The sequence below is a fragment of the Paracoccaceae bacterium Fryx2 genome, from assembly GCA_032334235.1.
Taxonomy (GTDB): domain Bacteria; phylum Pseudomonadota; class Alphaproteobacteria; order Rhodobacterales; family Rhodobacteraceae; genus JAVSGI01.
Map to the genome: position 1 here is coordinate 910,656 of JAVSGI010000005.1, position 15,154 is coordinate 925,809.

General features: G+C 70.1%; 12 protein-coding genes and 1 riboswitch. Of the genes, 6 read left to right on the plus strand and 6 right to left on the minus strand.

The genetic code is table 11. The annotated features are described in order from the left end of the window. Positions 1-3 precede the first annotated feature (3 nt). Genes RNZ50_13600 through RNZ50_13615 form a run of 4 tightly spaced genes read right to left on the minus strand, consistent with a single transcriptional unit; the run spans position 4 to position 3,145 of the window. Positions 4-519 (minus strand): chemotaxis protein CheW, encoded by a 516-nt coding sequence (locus RNZ50_13600; protein MDT8856028.1) that lies wholly within the window; start codon positions 517-519, stop codon positions 4-6. Beyond that, the gene (locus tag RNZ50_13605) at positions 516-2,441 is read right to left on the minus strand and encodes a chemotaxis protein CheA (GenBank protein MDT8856029.1); all 1,926 of its coding nucleotides are present in this window, start codon (positions 2,439-2,441) and stop codon (positions 516-518) included. Before RNZ50_13605 ends, RNZ50_13600 begins: the two co-directional genes overlap by 4 nt. Next, on the minus strand, positions 2,438-2,806 hold the full coding sequence (locus RNZ50_13610; protein MDT8856030.1) for a response regulator: 369 nt from the start codon (positions 2,804-2,806) through the stop codon (positions 2,438-2,440). The genes RNZ50_13605 and RNZ50_13610 overlap by 4 nt, the downstream gene beginning before the upstream one ends. 12 nt (positions 2,807-2,818) lie before the next feature. Continuing rightward, on the minus strand, positions 2,819-3,145 hold the full coding sequence (locus RNZ50_13615) for an STAS domain-containing protein (protein MDT8856031.1): 327 nt from the start codon (positions 3,143-3,145) through the stop codon (positions 2,819-2,821). Between the two features lie 771 nt (positions 3,146-3,916). Here RNZ50_13615 and RNZ50_13620 point away from each other — a divergent pair. After that, positions 3,917-7,309: a Hint domain-containing protein gene (locus tag RNZ50_13620; protein MDT8856032.1), complete on the plus strand. Its 3,393-nt coding sequence runs from the start codon at positions 3,917-3,919 to the stop codon at positions 7,307-7,309. Between the two features lie 156 nt (positions 7,310-7,465). Here RNZ50_13620 and RNZ50_13625 read toward each other — a convergent pair whose 3' ends face one another. Then, positions 7,466-7,900, minus strand: coding sequence for a DUF1636 family protein (locus tag RNZ50_13625; protein MDT8856033.1), 435 nt, complete (start codon positions 7,898-7,900; stop codon positions 7,466-7,468). 34 nt (positions 7,901-7,934) lie between these two features. After that, positions 7,935-8,149, minus strand: a riboswitch (cobalamin riboswitch). Between the two features lie 207 nt (positions 8,150-8,356). Here RNZ50_13625 and RNZ50_13630 point away from each other — a divergent pair. Further along, positions 8,357-9,574 carry a GTP-binding protein gene (locus RNZ50_13630; GenBank protein MDT8856034.1) on the plus strand — a complete coding sequence of 406 codons (1,218 nt, stop codon included), beginning with the start codon at positions 8,357-8,359 and terminating at the stop codon, positions 9,572-9,574. Between the two features lie 341 nt (positions 9,575-9,915). Here RNZ50_13630 and RNZ50_13635 read toward each other — a convergent pair whose 3' ends face one another. Next, positions 9,916-10,326 carry a VOC family protein gene (locus RNZ50_13635; GenBank protein MDT8856035.1) on the minus strand — a complete coding sequence of 137 codons (411 nt, stop codon included), beginning with the start codon at positions 10,324-10,326 and terminating at the stop codon, positions 9,916-9,918. A gap of 237 nt (positions 10,327-10,563) precedes the next feature. Between RNZ50_13635 and RNZ50_13640 the strand changes: the two genes are divergently transcribed. The 4 genes from RNZ50_13640 (at position 10,564) to RNZ50_13655 (ending at position 14,904) form a co-directional block, all read left to right on the plus strand. Then, positions 10,564-12,522: a bifunctional 2',3'-cyclic-nucleotide 2'-phosphodiesterase/3'-nucleotidase gene (locus RNZ50_13640; protein MDT8856036.1), complete on the plus strand. Its 1,959-nt coding sequence runs from the start codon at positions 10,564-10,566 to the stop codon at positions 12,520-12,522. 164 nt (positions 12,523-12,686) lie between these two features. After that, complete coding sequence (locus tag RNZ50_13645; GenBank protein ID MDT8856037.1) at positions 12,687-12,998, plus strand: hypothetical protein; 312 nt, start codon at positions 12,687-12,689, stop codon at positions 12,996-12,998. A 254-nt stretch (positions 12,999-13,252) separates the two neighbouring features. Next, entirely contained in the window at positions 13,253-13,495 is a 243-nt protein-coding gene (locus tag RNZ50_13650; protein MDT8856038.1) for a hypothetical protein, read from the plus strand. An 11-nt stretch (positions 13,496-13,506) separates the two neighbouring features. Further along, complete coding sequence (locus RNZ50_13655; GenBank protein MDT8856039.1) at positions 13,507-14,904, plus strand: aldehyde dehydrogenase family protein; 1,398 nt, start codon at positions 13,507-13,509, stop codon at positions 14,902-14,904. The last annotated feature ends 250 nt before the right edge of the window (positions 14,905-15,154 follow it).

Genomic DNA, 15,154 nt, shown 5'->3' on the forward strand with positions numbered 1-15,154 from the left:
GTGTCAAATCCCTTCTTCCACCAGCGCACCGGCCGCGCAATGCGCCAGCCCTTGCGAGAATATCCGTCCAAGATCGGGCAGGATCACGAAGCCGCCCTGCCACTTTCCGATTCCGCTCACGAATTCGGGCGGCCAGCGCGTGCCCACCGCCGGAATGGCCGCGAGGTCCGCAACGTCGATTTCGGTGACCTCGTGCACCTTGTCCGCCAGGATCGCGACCACCGCCTTCGGCCCCGCGGTCTCGACATCGAGCACCAGCATCCGCGTGTCGGCGGTGGCGGGGTCCAGCGCCATGCCGAACGGCACCCGCAGGTCGGCCAGCGGCACGACGACGCCGCGCACGTTGATCAGGCCAGACACGAACTCTCCCGCCTGCGGCACCCGCGTCACCGCCACGGGTTCAAGAATCTCGCGCAGGCAGTCGGCGGGAATGGCCATCATCTCGCCGCCCAGCTTCAGGGTCACCACGTTCATCACTTCGCCTTTCTGCTGCGCGTTCATGGGTGCGGTGCCGGTCATGCCGCGCGCTCGCGCTGCGCGGTGCGGCCCCGATCTTCCAGCGCGCGCCCGGCGTTCACCAGTTGCGGCACGTCGAGGATCAGCGCCACGCTGCCGTCCCCAAGAATGGTCGCGCCGGAAAAGCATTTCAGATGCGCGTGCAGCCGCGACAGCTGCTTGATGACCGTCTGGTTGTTGCCGATGATCCGGTCGACCACGATCCCGACCCGTTCGCCCGCGGCCGACACGATCACCACCTTCTGGAAATCCGGCGGCGGCCCCGCGACCGACAGCACGTCGCGCAGCCGCAGGAATGGCACCAGCCCGCCCCGGATGTCGAGGAAGGACGACGCGCCGCCCGGCACCACATGCCGCGCCGGAAGTTCGACGCATTCCTCGACCGAGGCCAGCGGGAAGGCGTAGTGCTCGCTGCCGACCTCGATCAGCAGCCCGTCGATGATCGCCAGCGTCAGCGGCAGGCGCAACGTGACCGAGGTGCCGTGCCCCGGTTCGGACGCAAGCTCGATCGTGCCGCGCAGCGAATCGATGGTGCGCTTGACCACGTCGAGCCCGACTCCGCGCCCCGAAACCTCCGAAACCACGTCGGCCGTCGAAAACCCCGGCTCGAAGATCAGCCTGAACAGGTCGGCCTGCGGCGGCTGGGCGTCGGGTGCCAGCAAACCCGAGGCCACCGCGCGCTGGCGGATGCGATCGCCGTCCAGCCCGCGGCCGTCGTCGTGGATGGTGATCAGCACTTCCGCCCCGCTGTAGGCCGCGCCAAGCTCGATGCTGCCGGTTTCGGGCTTGCCCGCCGCGCGGCGCATCTCGGCGGTTTCGAGCCCGTGCCCGATGGCGTTGCGCAGCAGGTGGACCAGCGGGTCGGCCAGCAGTTCGATCACCGTCTTGTCAAGCTCGGTATCCTCGCCCGAGGTGGCAAAGGTCACCGGCTTGCCCAGCGATTGCGACAGGTCGCGCATCAGGCGGCGGAAGCGCCCCATGATCGAGGCGATCGGCACCATGCGGATCGACATCGTCGCATCGCGCATCCCCGAGGCCAGGCGCTGGATGTCTTCGGCGACGGCCAGCAGCACCGGCTCGCGCATCGCCTGTGCCAGCGCCGACAGCCGGGCCTCGGCGATCACCAGTTCACCGACCCGGTCCATCAGCTCGTCGAGGCGGGCGGTTTCCACCCGCATCGTGTCGGTATGGGCCGGCGGGGCCGGGGTGGGCACGCAGGCAGCCGCAGCCATGCCCGCCATTGGCGGCGGTTCTGCGCTGCCCTGCGGCGCGGGGGGCGTGATCTCAAGCCGCATGTCGTCACGGTAGAAGAAGAAGACCTCCTCGATGGCTTCGCGGCTGATCGGTCCTTCGATCCGCACCTCCCACCCCAGGCAGCAGGCGAACGGGTCGAGCGCCCCAAGCGGCGGCACGTCGGACAGGATGGCGCGCACCCGCGTCCTGCCAAGCTCGCGCAATTCATCCAGCAACAGCAGGGGGTTGCCGCCAAGGCGCAGCGTGCCCGCGCCCAGATGGAACCGCAGCAGCCAGCTTTCGGGCGGTGGCAGGCTTTCGCCCGCCGTCGCCAGCGCCAGTGCGGCCAGAAGCTCGGCGCTGGCCTCGGTCGCCGCCTGCGGCGCGTCGATCAGGCGGGTGATCTGGTCGCAGGCCCGCAGCGCCACCGCGATCAGCGCCGGGGTTACCATGGCCGCGCCGTTGCGCACCGCATCGAAGATGGTTTCGAATTCGTGCACGAAATGCGCAAGATCGGCATAGCCGAACATCGCCCCCGAGCCCTTTATCGTGTGCAGGTCGCGAAACACCGCATTGATCAGGTCCGCATCCCGCGGCGCGGATTCCAGATCCAGCAGGCCCTTTTCCAGCGAGGCAATCAGTTCCGCGGCTTCCTGGCGGAACATCCCGCCGATTTCGTCATCGCCATTCATGCGCCTACCACCTTCTTCATCACTGCCAGCAGTTGAGCCTGATCGAACGGCTTCATCATCCAGCCCGTCGCCCCGGCGGCACGGGCCTGTTCCTTCAGCGTGTCGCGCGACTCGGTCGACAGGAACACGATCGGCACGCCGATCGAGTCCGGCGAGGTGCGGAACTTGCGGATGAAGCCAAGCCCGTCGAGGCGCGGCATGTTCTGGTCGGTCAGGATGGCGTCGAAGCGTTGCGCGCCGACCTTGGCCAGCGCGTCTTCGCCGTCGCACGCCTCGACCACCGCAAACCCTGCCCCGGTCAGCGTCAGCCGCACCATCTGCCGCACCGAGGGCGAGTCATCGACTGTCAGTATCGTTTTCGTCATGGTGCGCTCCTCTCAGGCGTCGTGCAGGCCGGTCCAGACCCCGCTGGCGAGGTCGAGCCGCGCATCGCAGGCGTCGGCCACGCCGAACATTTCCAGCGCGGCAAGCATGGCGCCGCCGGCGGGCACCCCGATTTCCAGCGGCCGGCCCATGCGCGCTGCCTGCCGCTGCGCCGCAATCAGGATCTGCAGGGTTGCAACATCCATGTCCTCCACCGCATCGGTGACGATCCTGACCCGCCGCTGGCCGGAAAGCGCCTCCAGTATCTGACCGGCAAGGGTGTCGGCCTCCTGCAGGTTGGTGCGCGAGGGCAGTGTCAGCACATGGGTGTCGGCAGGCATGTTCCAGTCCTTTGTCCCGGTCGGGACAGTCCCGACAGGGGGACCGTAGGCGCAGAACGTTTAAGCGCGACTTAAGCCCCGCCGACCCCGGGTGCGGCGTTTCGTGCAGCAGTTTCCGCCACCGGATCTGCCCTCTTGCGGGCAATCACGCCCCCCGCGGCACAGGTTGGCTCACTTGGCCGAAGATGGGGCACCGGCCCCGATCCGGCAGACGCGACGCCGCAAGGGGCCAAGGCGTGCGGCAGGGCTTTGTGGAAAATGTCATGCCTTTCGGCCCGCATTCCCGGAAAACAGCCCTGGTTCACCGTTTGCAGCATGATGGCAGGCGGGGTTGTCCTCGCATCGGCCGGTGACGGGGGCTGCGGCGGGCCTCTGGCGCGCGGCCTGACGCGGGCGGCCGACACGCTACAATTGTCGACAATCTCTCGCGCCGCAGTATCCTTCGCAACTGGGGAAACAGACCTGCCTTCTGCCCGAGCGTGTCTGCATGGCGGGCACTGCGGCATTGCACGGTGCAACGCGTCCGGCACCCCGCCCCGGACATCGTCGTGGGGCATCACCGGCCCTTGCGCGGTCGGCCCCTGCCCGACCATCCGGCCCGCGCCCGGGCCGGGCTGCAGCGCCCCCGCCGCGGCAGGTGATGACCCCGCGCCACAGCGCGCGGGCGCTGCCGCAGTCCGCCCAAATTCGGACACAATCCGGACGTAATCGCGAATCCGGGCAGAATCAGTTCCGGGCATCGACGCGGAACGGCAGGCGGGCGGGCATATCGTGGCGATCATCAACGGAACTTCCGGGAACGACACCCTTGCCGGAACGGCGTCGGCGGATTCCATCAGCGGTGGCAGCGGCAACGACCTGCTGTCGGGCGGGGCGGGCAATGACACGCTGTCGGGCGGCAACGACAGCGACACGCTGATCGGTGGCGCCGGGGCTGACGCGCTTTTTGGCGGATCGGGCACCGACACCGCCGATTACAGCACCTCGGGCGCTGGCGTCACGGTCAACCTCGGCACCGGCAGCGCCAGCGGTGGCGATGCGCAGGGCGACACCTTCAACAGCATCGAGAACCTGACCGGATCGGACTTCAACGACGCGCTGACCGGCACCTCCGGCAGCAACGTGCTGGCCGGGGGCCTGGGAAACGATGCGCTGTCGGGCGGCGGGGGCAACGACACCCTTTTCGGCGGCGTCGGCAACGACACGCTGGCCGGCGGCAGCGGCAGCGACCGGCTCGATGGCGGCGACGGGTTTGATGTCGCAGACTACAGCGCCTCGACCGCGGCGGTGACAGTCAGCCTGGCAACCGGCCTGGGCAGCGGCGGCGATGCGGGCAACGACACCCTGACCGGGATCGAGGCGCTGATCGGCTCGGCCTTCAACGACAGTCTGACCGGCGACGCGGGCGACAACGCGCTTTACGGCGGGGCTGGCAACGACACGTTGACCGGCGGCGCCGGGGCCGACACGCTGGATGGCGGCGCAGGCACGGACACGGCCGACTACAGCGCCTCGGTGGCGGGGGTCATGGTTGACCTGTCCACCGGCACCGGAACGGGCGGCGACGCGCAGGGCGACGTGCTGACCGGGATCGAGAACCTGACCGGCAGCGCGCAGGCCGACATGCTGACCGGCGACGGCGCCGCAAACGTCCTGTCAGGCGGGTCGGGTGCCGACACCCTGTCGGGCGGCGCCGGGGCGGATTCGCTTTACGGCGGCAATGACGACGACATCCTGGCCGGGGGAAGCGGCGCCGACCTGCTGGATGGCGGCGCAGGCATCGACACCGCCGACTACAGCGCCTCGGCGGCCGCCGTCACCGTCAGCCTGGCCACCGGCACAGGCAGCGGCGGCGACGCGCAGGGCGACACGCTGAGCAGCATCGAGAACCTGACCGGCTCGGCCTTCAACGACCGCCTGACCGGCAATACCGGCAACAACATCCTGTCCGGCGGCGCCGGGGCCGACACGCTGGATGGCGGCAGCGGCACCGACACCGCCGATTACCGCGCCTCGGCCGCGGGCGTCACGGTCAACCTGGCCACCGGCGTCCACAGCGGCGGCGACGCGCAGGGCGACGTGCTGATCAGCATCGAGAACCTGGCCGGATCGGCCTTCGCGGACCTGCTGACCGGCAACGGCGGCGCCAACGTGCTGGATGGCGGCGGGGGCGACGACCGCCTGTCCGGCGGCGCGGGCAACGACACGCTGCTGGGCGGGGCGGGCGACGACACGCTGACCGGCGGCAGCGGCAGCGACCGGCTTGAAGGCGGCGACGGCATCGACACCGCCGATTACAGCACCTCGGCCGCCGCGGTGAACGTCAGCCTGGCCACCGGCAGCGGATCGGGCGGCGATGCGGCGGGCGATACCCTGACCGGGATCGAGAACCTGGCAGGCTCGGCATTCAACGACACGCTGACCGGCAACGCGGGCAACAACGCGCTTTACGGCGGTGCGGGCAACGACAACCTGTCGGGCGGCAGCGGCGACGACACGCTGGCGGGCGGGGCGGGGGCCGATACGATCAACGGCGGCGAGGGGATGGATTACCTCGACTATTCCGCCTCGGGCGCGGCCGTGTCGATCAACCTCGGCACCGGGGCCGCCTCGGGCGGCGATGCCACGGGCGACGTGCTGTCGGGGGTCGACGGCATCTTCGGCTCGGCCTTCAACGACACGCTGATCGGCTTCGACAACCAGGGCCTGGTCGGCGATGTCTACACCAACATCTTCTACGGCGGCGCGGGGAACGACTACCTCGACGGCGGCGGGTCCGACGACATCCTTTACGGCGGCGCCGACAACGACACCGTGCTGGGCGGTTCCGGGGAAGACGCGCTTTACGGCGACGAGGGCGACGACCTGCTGTCGGGCGGCACCGGCAACGACACGCTCGACGGCGGCACCGGCAACGACACGCTTTTCGGCGGCACCGGCAACGACACGCTTTTCGGTGACGCCGGGGCCGACAGCCTGTACGGCGGCGACGGCAGCGACAGCCTGGACGGTGGCGAGGGCAACGATCTGGTCGACGGCGGCGCGGGCGATGACCTGGTGCTGGGCGGGCTTGGCAACGACACGCTGCTGGGCGGCGGCGGCAACGACACGCTCTCGGGCGGCGACGGCGCCGACAGCCTGGACGGCGGCGAGGGCAGCGACACGCTGTCCGGCGGGGCGGGCAACGATACCCTCCGGGGCGGCGCGGGCGATGACGTGCTGTCGGGCGACGACGGCAACGACGTGCTCCACGGCGGCGACGGCAACGACCTGCTGATCGGCGGCGCGGGGTCGGATACGCTGTATGGCGGCGATGGCGACGACACGCTCATCGGCGGCGACGGCGGCGACTATCTGGTCGGCGGCCACGGCTCGGACGTGTTCCGCGTCGGTCTGGGCGACACCGTCAACGGCGACGAAAGCGGCGACGAATTCGACGTTCTCGACCTGACCGGGCTTGGCCGCCACCGGATCATCCAAGACCCCCTGAACCCCGAGAACGGCGTGATCGAGTTTCTCGACATGTATGGCGCGGTCAGCGGCACCATCACCTTCTACGACATCGAAACCATCGTGGCCTGCTTCACCCCGGGCACGCAGATCGCCACCCCGGCCGGGCGCGTGGCGGTCGAGACGCTGGCGGTCGGTGACCTGGTGATCACCCGCGACCACGGCCCGCAGACCGTCCGCTGGATCGGCTCGCGCCGGCTTGGCCGCCCGTCGCTGCGGCGCGACCCCAGCCTTCAGCCGATCCTGATCCGCCGGGGCGCGCTGGGACCGAACGCCCCCGACCGCGACATGATGGTGTCGCGCCAGCACCGGATGCTGCTTTGCGGGCCGCGGGCCGAACTGCTGTTCGGCAGCGACGAGGTGCTGGTGCGCGCCGTGCACCTGCTTGGCCTGCCGGGGGTCAGCACGGTCGAGGTGCCGGCCGTGACCTATATCCACATCCTGTTCGACCGGCACGAGATCGTGCAGGCCGACGGCGCCTGGAGCGAAAGCTTCCAGCCCGGCGACCGCAGCCTTGGCGGGCTGGATGCCGACCAGCGCGACGAGCTGTTCAAGATCTTTCCCGAAATGGGCTCGGCCGACCGGCCGGGGCAGTTCGAATCCGCCCGCGTCACGCTGAAATCCCACGAGGCGCGGGTGCTGCTGGCCGCCTGAGCCGCGACCGGACGCCAGCCGTCCGGCGCCTGCTGGCCGCCCGGCCTGCGCATCCCGCGGCCCGCCACCGCGAACCGGTCGTTCAGGGGCGTTTCCGGGGCCCGCCCCGGCGCCCCTCAGCCGCCGCGCCACCGACATGCCGGCCCGGCCCTTGTGTCATTGATCGGCCCCGCGCGGCCCCGTCACGATCATCGCCGCAGGGGGCCGGGCCGACGTGTCGGTGGGGTCGGCGGGGTCGGTGGCACACCACCCGCCATCCTCGCGCCGCCGGTGGCGCCGCGCATGGGCCACAAGGGCCTCGATATCGGCATCGGGCCCGACATCTCCGAACAGCCAGGCGCCCTCGCCCGTCGCGCGCCAGGCCACCGTGCAGGGGTGATCGCAACTCGACAGGCAGGTGGTGCCCGAGACCTCGAAACCCTCGGTCAGTCCCCCCGCCGCCAGCACGCGCTGCAACGCCGCAATCAGCGCCAGCCCCGGACCGCACGGCGCGTCCATGTGGTGGCACCGGGTGCTGACCAGCACCTTGTGCGGCGCCGCCTGCGCTGCCTGAAAGGTGGAATGGCCCGTCCGGGCGTGGTCCGTGGCCATCAGAACGCTCCTTCCGGGACACCCGGCCCGGTTTGCAGTCATCGGTCTTGACGGCAGGTCTCCCGACTTTCGGGTCATTGCCTGCCTGCGCCTTGCCGCCCCCGTGCGGGACCGTGGCATCGCGGGGCCGCTCCACTTGCGGTTGCGGGGGCAGGCACGGATCTGGCGGCTGTTGCCTGAACCTGAAAGTGTTCCCCTGTCATCCGGCGCAGCCTTGCGCCTGCCGGACCCATCGCACCCCTTATCGGCGCGAAGCCGCGCCCCCGTCAATGCCGGATGCGGCCCTCGCGCCTTCGCCGGCATCAGGACGCGGGGTGCCGTGGGGAAACACGGCCATCGCAGGCGCCACGCAGGATCGCTTGCCGACGCGAATGTTATAGTATAACACTCAGTCATGCCCGCAGCGGCCGAATGCCACCGCCTGATCCCGAACCCCAACCCCGCCACAGGTCGCCCATGCACCCTCACGACATCCGCCTTCCCGTTACCGTGCTGTCCGGCTTTCTTGGCGCGGGCAAGACCACGCTGCTGAACCATGTCCTGAACAACCGCGACGGCCGCCGGGTGGCGGTGATCGTCAATGACATGTCCGAGGTCAACATCGACGCCGACCTGATCCGCGAGGGGGCGGAGCTCAGCCGGTCAGAGGAAAAGCTGGTCGAGATGACCAACGGCTGCATCTGCTGCACCCTGCGCGACGACCTGCTGGTCGAGGTGCGCAGGCTGGCGGCCGAAGGGCGGTTCGACTACCTGCTGATCGAATCGACCGGCATTGCCGAACCGCTGCCGGTGGCTGCCACCTTCGATTTCCGCGACGCGACCGGCAACAGCCTGTCGGACGTGGCGCGGCTCGACACCATGGTGACGGTGGTCGACGCGGTAAACCTGCTGCGCGATTTCGCCAGCCACGAGCTTCTGGCCGACCGTGGCGAAACGCTGGGCGACGACGACCACCGCTCGCTGGTCAACCTGCTGACCGAGCAGATCGAGTTTGCCGACGTGATCGTGCTGAACAAGGTCGGGGATGCCGGGCCGCAGCGCGTCGATGCCGCGCGCAAGATCATCCGGGCGCTGAATCCCGATGCGCGGGTGATCGAGACCGACCGCGCGCAGGTCGACCCGGACGCCATCTTCGACACTGGCCTGTTCGACTTCGACGCGGCGCACACCCATCCGATGTGGGCCAAGGAACTGTACGGCTTTGCCAACCATGTGCCCGAAACGGAAGCATACGGCATTTCGTCCTTCGTCTATAACGCCCGCGCGCCATTCCATCCGGCAAGGGTGTTTGCCGTACTGAACGGCCCGCTGCCGGGGGTGATCCGCGCCAAGGGGCATTTCTGGCTGGCCACCCGCCCCGACTGGGTGGCCGAGTTCAGCCTGGCAGGGGCAATGTCGACCGTCACGCCGCTGGGCCGCTGGTGGGCCGGCGTGCCGGTCGAGCGGCTGCCGACCCATCCCGACGCGCAGGCCGAGATTGCCGCGAAATGGGCCGAGCCCTGGGGCGACCGGCGGCAGGAGATCGTGTTCATCGGCGCGGGGCTCGACCGCGAGGCGATCTGCACGGCCCTGAACGCGGCGCTGGTTCCCGCCGACGATTTCACGCCCGACGCCTGGAAACACCTGCCCGACCCGTTCCCTGACTGGCGGCGTGCACCCTCGGCGGCAGCCTGAGCCCGTGCGCGGGCGGAACCTGGCGACTGCGCCGCGGCGCGTGCCCGGTGCCGCCGATGGCGCCCTGCCGCAGCGGCTGTTCCGGCTGGCCGCGCTGCCGGTGGCGCTGGCGGTCGCAACCGGGGCGGCCTTGGCTATCGTGCGGTTGCGGCGAGGCCGGGGCGCAGACCGGCGGCCGGGCGGTGCAGGCCCATGTGCGGCTCCCGCCCTTTCGGGACAGAAAGGATCGACGCCCGCCTGACCCTCGCCCCGTCAGCCCTGCATCAGCCGCGCGCCACGCGCGCATCGCCCGCCCGCCCCCCCTTGATACGTCCTGCCAAGGCCCGCCGAGGCGGTCCGGGTCAGTCCAGACCCCACATCCGCGCCTCGCCGACCTCGACCGAGTTGCCCGCGGGGTCGCGGATGTAGACCGACCGCGCGCCGTCCGGCCACAGGTGATCGTGCTCCACCTGAAGGCCCAGGCGGACGAAATGATCGCGCCATGCAGCCACCTCGTCGGCATCTGCGGCCCGGAAACAGACGTGCCCCGGGCCATGGGCACCGTGGCGCGGGATCGGGTTCGCCGGGTCTGCCCTGGCCGCGGCGTCGGGGTTGAACACCAGGAGCATCTGCCGGCCGCACCGCAGAAAGACAAAGCTGCCGTCCACCTGCCGGACCACCGTCAGGCCAAGGACATCACGGTAGAACTGCGCGGCTGCGGCGATGTCGGCGGCGTAGATCGCCGTTTCCAGAATGGATGTGACGGGTTTCATCCGGGCTTCCCCTTCGCCAGGCCCCCTCGCGGGGCCCCCGCACCAAGCCTGCGCGCCAGGCCACCGCACGAAGCCAGGGGGCGGGTGCGCGGCCCCTGCCTGCACGATGCCGCCGCCCGGCCGTGAAGTAAACCCGCCGGGAAGCCCCCGCTGCCGCCCTGCCCGGCGATGCGCGATTTTTCCGTTACCGGAATCATGATAGCCTTCCCGGCACCACCCAGCAGCAGGAGCAGGATCATGACCCTCCGTCTCAGCCGTCGCGGCTTTCTGGCAGGCACCGCCGGGCTAGTCATCCTCCATCCGTTCTCGGCCCGGGCGCAGGCCAATCAGGCCCATCTGCGGATCATGGAAACCACCGACCTGCATGTGCATGTCTTTCCCTACGACTATTACGCCGACCAGCCGGTCGATACGGTCGGGCTTGCCCGGACGGCGGCCATCATCGCGGCGATCCGGGCAGAATCGACAAATGCGATCCTGATCGACAACGGCGACTTCCTGCAGGGCAACCCGATGGGCGACTACATCGCCTACGAGCGCGGCATGGCGGAGGGGGCCATCCACCCGGTGATCAAGGCGATGGACGTGCTGGGCTTCGAAGCCGCCACCCTTGGCAACCACGAGTTCAATTACGGGCTCGATTTCCTGATGAACACCGTCGCGGGGGCAGGCTTTCCCGTGATCTCGGCCAATGTGGTCACCGAAATGGGCGCCACGCCGGTGCAGGACAAGACGCTGGTGCCGCCCTACGTCATCCTCGACCGCCAGATCACCGACGGCGCGGGAGAAAGCCACCGCATCCGCATCGGCCTGATCGGCTTCGTCCCGCCCCAGATCATGAACTGGGACCGCAACCACCTGGAAGGCAAGGTGCAGGCGCGCGACATCGTCGAAACCGCCCGCGCCTGGGTGCCGCGCATCCGCGAGGAAGGGGCCGACATCGTGATCGCGCTGTCCCATTCCGGCATCGGCGCGGCAGAGGACGTGCCGGGGCAGGAAAATGCCGCAATCCCGCTGGCGGGCGTGGACGGGATCGACGCGATCCTGACCGGGCACAGCCATCTGGTCTTTCCCGGCCCGACCTTCGAGGGGCGCGAAGGCGTGGACAGCGCGGCGGGCACCATCAACGGCAAGCCCGGCGTGATGGCGGGGTTCTGGGGCAGCCACCTCGGCCTGATCGACCTCTTGCTGGAACGCGACGGGTCAACCTGGCGCGTGCTGTCGCACACGTCCGAGGCCCGCCCGATCTCCGAGCGCAACGCTGACAACAAGGTGGTGGCGCTGGTGGAAAGCGACGCGGTCGTGCTGGCGTCGGTGCAGCAGGAACATGACGAGACGCTGGGCTACATCCGCCGCGCGGTCGGCAGGACCGAGGCGCCGCTGCACAGCTATTTCGCGCTGGTGGCCGACGACCCCTCGGTGCAGATCGTGTCGATCGCGCAGACCTGGTACATCGCGCAGATGCTGGCGGGCACCGAACATGCCGATTTGCCGCTGCTGTCGGCGGCGGCCCCGTTCAAGGCCGACGGGCGCGGCGGGCCGGAGTATTACACCGACGTGCCGGTGGGCGACGTGGCGATCAGGAACGTGGCCGACCTTTACCTTTACCCCAACACGGCGCGCGCGGTGCGGGTAACGGGGGCGCAGGTCAAGGACTGGCTGGAACGCTCGGCCGGAATGTTCAACCAGATCACCCCGGGCGGGGCGGATCAGGTGCTGTTGAACCCCGACTTTCCCAGCTACAATTTCGATGTGATCGACGGGGTGGAATACCGCATCGACCTGTCGCAACCCGCAAGGTTCGACCGTGATGGCGCGGTGGTCGCGGCGGATGCCAACCGCATCGTGGATCTGACCTACCAGGGGGCACCCATCGACCCCGCGGCCGAATTCGTGATCGCCACCAACAACTACCGCGCGGGCGGGGGCGGGTCTTTCCCGGGGGCGGACGGGTCAACCATCATCTTCGAGGGCCCCGATACCAACCGCGACGTGATCGTGCGCTTCATCGTGGAGCAGGGCACCATAAACCCCAAGGCCGACGCCAACTGGGGTTTCGCGCCGATGCCGGGCACCACCGTGCTGTTCGACACCGGGCCCGCCGCGGCGGCCTATGCCGCCGATGTGCCGGGTGTGAGCATCGAACCGGCAGGCGACGGGCCGGACGGTTTCGCCCGGTTCCGCATCGCGCTGTGATCGGGGCCGATCTGCCCCCCCGGGCGGGGGCAGACCGCCCCGCCGCAGGCCGGGCCAGCCTGCGCCGCTTTCCGCCGACGGCAGGATTTCGCGCAACTTTTGCGCGAGGATTGCCGGAGTCCGCCCATGGTGACACTCTCCCGCGCAGGCCAGGGAGGTCCGCCATGGGAAAAGCCATTCCGCAACCCGCATCTGAAGCGGCGCCGGTTTTCGACGTGAAGGCCCGATCGCAGTTGCAGGCGCGGCTGCGCGGCATCGACCATGTCCGGGTGCGGCTGCTGGGGCCGGACCGGACGACGGCGCTGGAAGTCGTGACGTTTCTGACCGAAGCCGGCTTCGAGGTGGAGTTCGACACAATCGCACACATGGTCCCGGTGCCGGTGCGGCGTTTCGTGCTGCAATTCAGCGGCAGGACCGCCACCCTGACACTTGCGCCCCATATCGTCGTCGAGTCGCCCTCCGACGCAATGTGGTAAGGCCGGGCATCGGGCGGCGCCGGAATGCGGGCCGCGCGGCACGTCCTGCGCCCGCGGCACGGCACCTGCGCGGCCCGGTCGCCGCGGGCCGGGTGGCACGGGGCAATCGGCGGGGTCGGGCGGCAACCGTCCGCACGCCGGTTCCGGCGGGGCGCAGGCAGCGCGGCAAGCGGGCCGGCCCCTCCCTACCCGCCCCCCCTACCCGCCCCCCCTACCCGCCCCCCCTGCCCGCCACCCCATGCCCGCCGCACCCCGTGTCCGCCGCACCCGTGTTCGGCCACATCCTGCCCGCCACCACATGCACGCCCCCGAATGCCCCCCGTGGGCTTCGCCAAGTGCCCGACCAGCAGATCGCGCAGCCGGAAGACAGCCGACTAGGGACGGCGGCAGCCCTGCCCGGCCTGTGGCGGATGCGGGCCCGCGGCACGGCGGCGCTTTACTGTCGCGCCGGGCCGTGCCTCACTGGCACCGCACCCGCAGGCCGGGGCGGCCGCTGAAGGGACAGTTCATGACCGACGACAGGATCACCGCCGCCTTTGCCGCGCAGGCGTCCGGGGCCGCGCGGCGGCGGCTGGAGTTCGGGGCCGAGGCCCGCCGCGCGGCGCTGCTGGCGCTGCGGGATACAGTCCGGCGCCGGGAAGCCGAGGTCATCGCGGCTCTGGCGCAGGATTTCGGCAAGCCCGAGACAGAGGTGATCCTGACCGAAATCCTGCCGGTGCTGCAGGAAATCGGCCACACCGTGCGGCACCTGAACCGCTGGATGCGGCCGCAGCGGGTCGGGGCGACGCTGGCGACCCTGGGCACCCGGTCGCGCATCCGCCCCGAGCCGCGCGGCACCTGCCTGATCATCGCTCCGTGGAACTACCCGTTCAGCCTTGCGCTGTCGCCGCTGGTGTCGTGCCTTGCGGCGGGCAACAGTGCCATCCTGAAGCCGTCGGAACTGACCCCCGCCACCTCGGCACTGATCGCGCGCATGGTGGCCGAGACCTTCCCGCCCGACCTGGTGACGGTGATCGAGGGCGACAAGGAGGCGGCGACCGAACTGCTGGCGCTGCCCTTCGACCACATCTTCTTCACCGGCAGCCCGGCGGTGGGGCGGATCGTCATGGCGGCGGCCGCCAGGACCCTGGCCTCGGTCACGCTGGAACTGGGGGGCAAGTCGCCCACCATCATCGGCCCCGGCGCCGACCTTGCCCGCGCGGCGGACTGGGTCACCTTCGGCAAGTTCACCAATGCCGGCCAGACCTGCATCGCCCCCGACCACCTGTTCGTGCATGACAGCGTCAGGGACGCCTTCGTTGCGGCGTTGCGCGCCCGCATCGCCCGCGCCTACGGCCCCGCGCCCGACACCAGCCCCGATCTGGCGCGCATCGTCAGCCCCGGCCACGCCGACCGCCTGCGCGGCCTGATTGCCGATGCCACGGCAAAGGGCGCGCGGCTGCTGCTGGACGGCGCGGCGCAGGGCACCCGCCTGGCCCCGACCCTGATCGAGGCGATCACCCCAGAAATGCAGATCGACCAGGAGGAGATCTTCGGCCCCGTCCTGCCGATCATTCCCTATGGCGACCTGCAGCCGGTGATCGACCGCATCAATGCCCGGCCCAAGCCGCTGGCGCTTTACGTCTTCGACCGCGACCGCGCCTGTTCCGACCGGATCATTGCCGCCACCACCTCGGGCGGGGTGGGGGTGAACCTGACGGTGCTGCACTACACCCACCCCGGCCTGCCGTTCGGCGGCGTCAATTCCTCGGGGATCGGGGCGGCGCATGGCGAGCACGGGTTTCGCAGCTTCAGCCACCTGCGCGGCATCATGGAGAACCGGTTCTCGTCGCTGCCAGTGCTGTTCCCGCCCTACACCGGCACTGTCCGCCGTATGGTCGGGCTGGCAAGGCGGCTGCTGGGCTGATCTTGGACCATGTGCCCGGCCCCCTGGCGACCCAGGCTTGAATGCGGGCGGGAAGGCTGGCATGACGCTGCGGCGATGCACCGGCACGCGCGCCGGTCTTCGGGCGCGTCCGCGACACCGCGCTGCCCCTCGGCGCGGCCTTCCCGAGGCGCTGCGGGCGCGGGCCGACCCCGACGCCGCACCAGCGGCCCGACCCGCAGCTTCCCGTCCGGTTTCCCTGCCGGCAGGGCCTTTCCACCGACCGAGGATC

Coding starts and splice junctions, on each gene's coding strand:
- RNZ50_13615 (MDT8856031.1), bottom strand. CDS start 3,145: ATGCCTGCCGACACCCATGTGCTGACACTGCCCTCGCGCACCAACCTG.
- RNZ50_13610 (MDT8856030.1), bottom strand. CDS start 2,806: ATGACGAAAACGATACTGACAGTCGATGACTCGCCCTCGGTGCGGCAG.
- RNZ50_13605 (MDT8856029.1), bottom strand. CDS start 2,441: ATGAATGGCGATGACGAAATCGGCGGGATGTTCCGCCAGGAAGCCGCG.
- RNZ50_13635 (MDT8856035.1), bottom strand. CDS start 10,326: ATGAAACCCGTCACATCCATTCTGGAAACGGCGATCTACGCCGCCGAC.
- RNZ50_13625 (MDT8856033.1), bottom strand. CDS start 7,900: ATGGCCACGGACCACGCCCGGACGGGCCATTCCACCTTTCAGGCAGCG.
- RNZ50_13630 (MDT8856034.1), top strand. CDS start 8,357: ATGCACCCTCACGACATCCGCCTTCCCGTTACCGTGCTGTCCGGCTTT.
- RNZ50_13655 (MDT8856039.1), top strand. CDS start 13,507: ATGACCGACGACAGGATCACCGCCGCCTTTGCCGCGCAGGCGTCCGGG.
- RNZ50_13600 (MDT8856028.1), bottom strand. CDS start 519: ATGACCGGCACCGCACCCATGAACGCGCAGCAGAAAGGCGAAGTGATG.
- RNZ50_13640 (MDT8856036.1), top strand. CDS start 10,564: ATGACCCTCCGTCTCAGCCGTCGCGGCTTTCTGGCAGGCACCGCCGGG.
- RNZ50_13645 (MDT8856037.1), top strand. CDS start 12,687: ATGGGAAAAGCCATTCCGCAACCCGCATCTGAAGCGGCGCCGGTTTTC.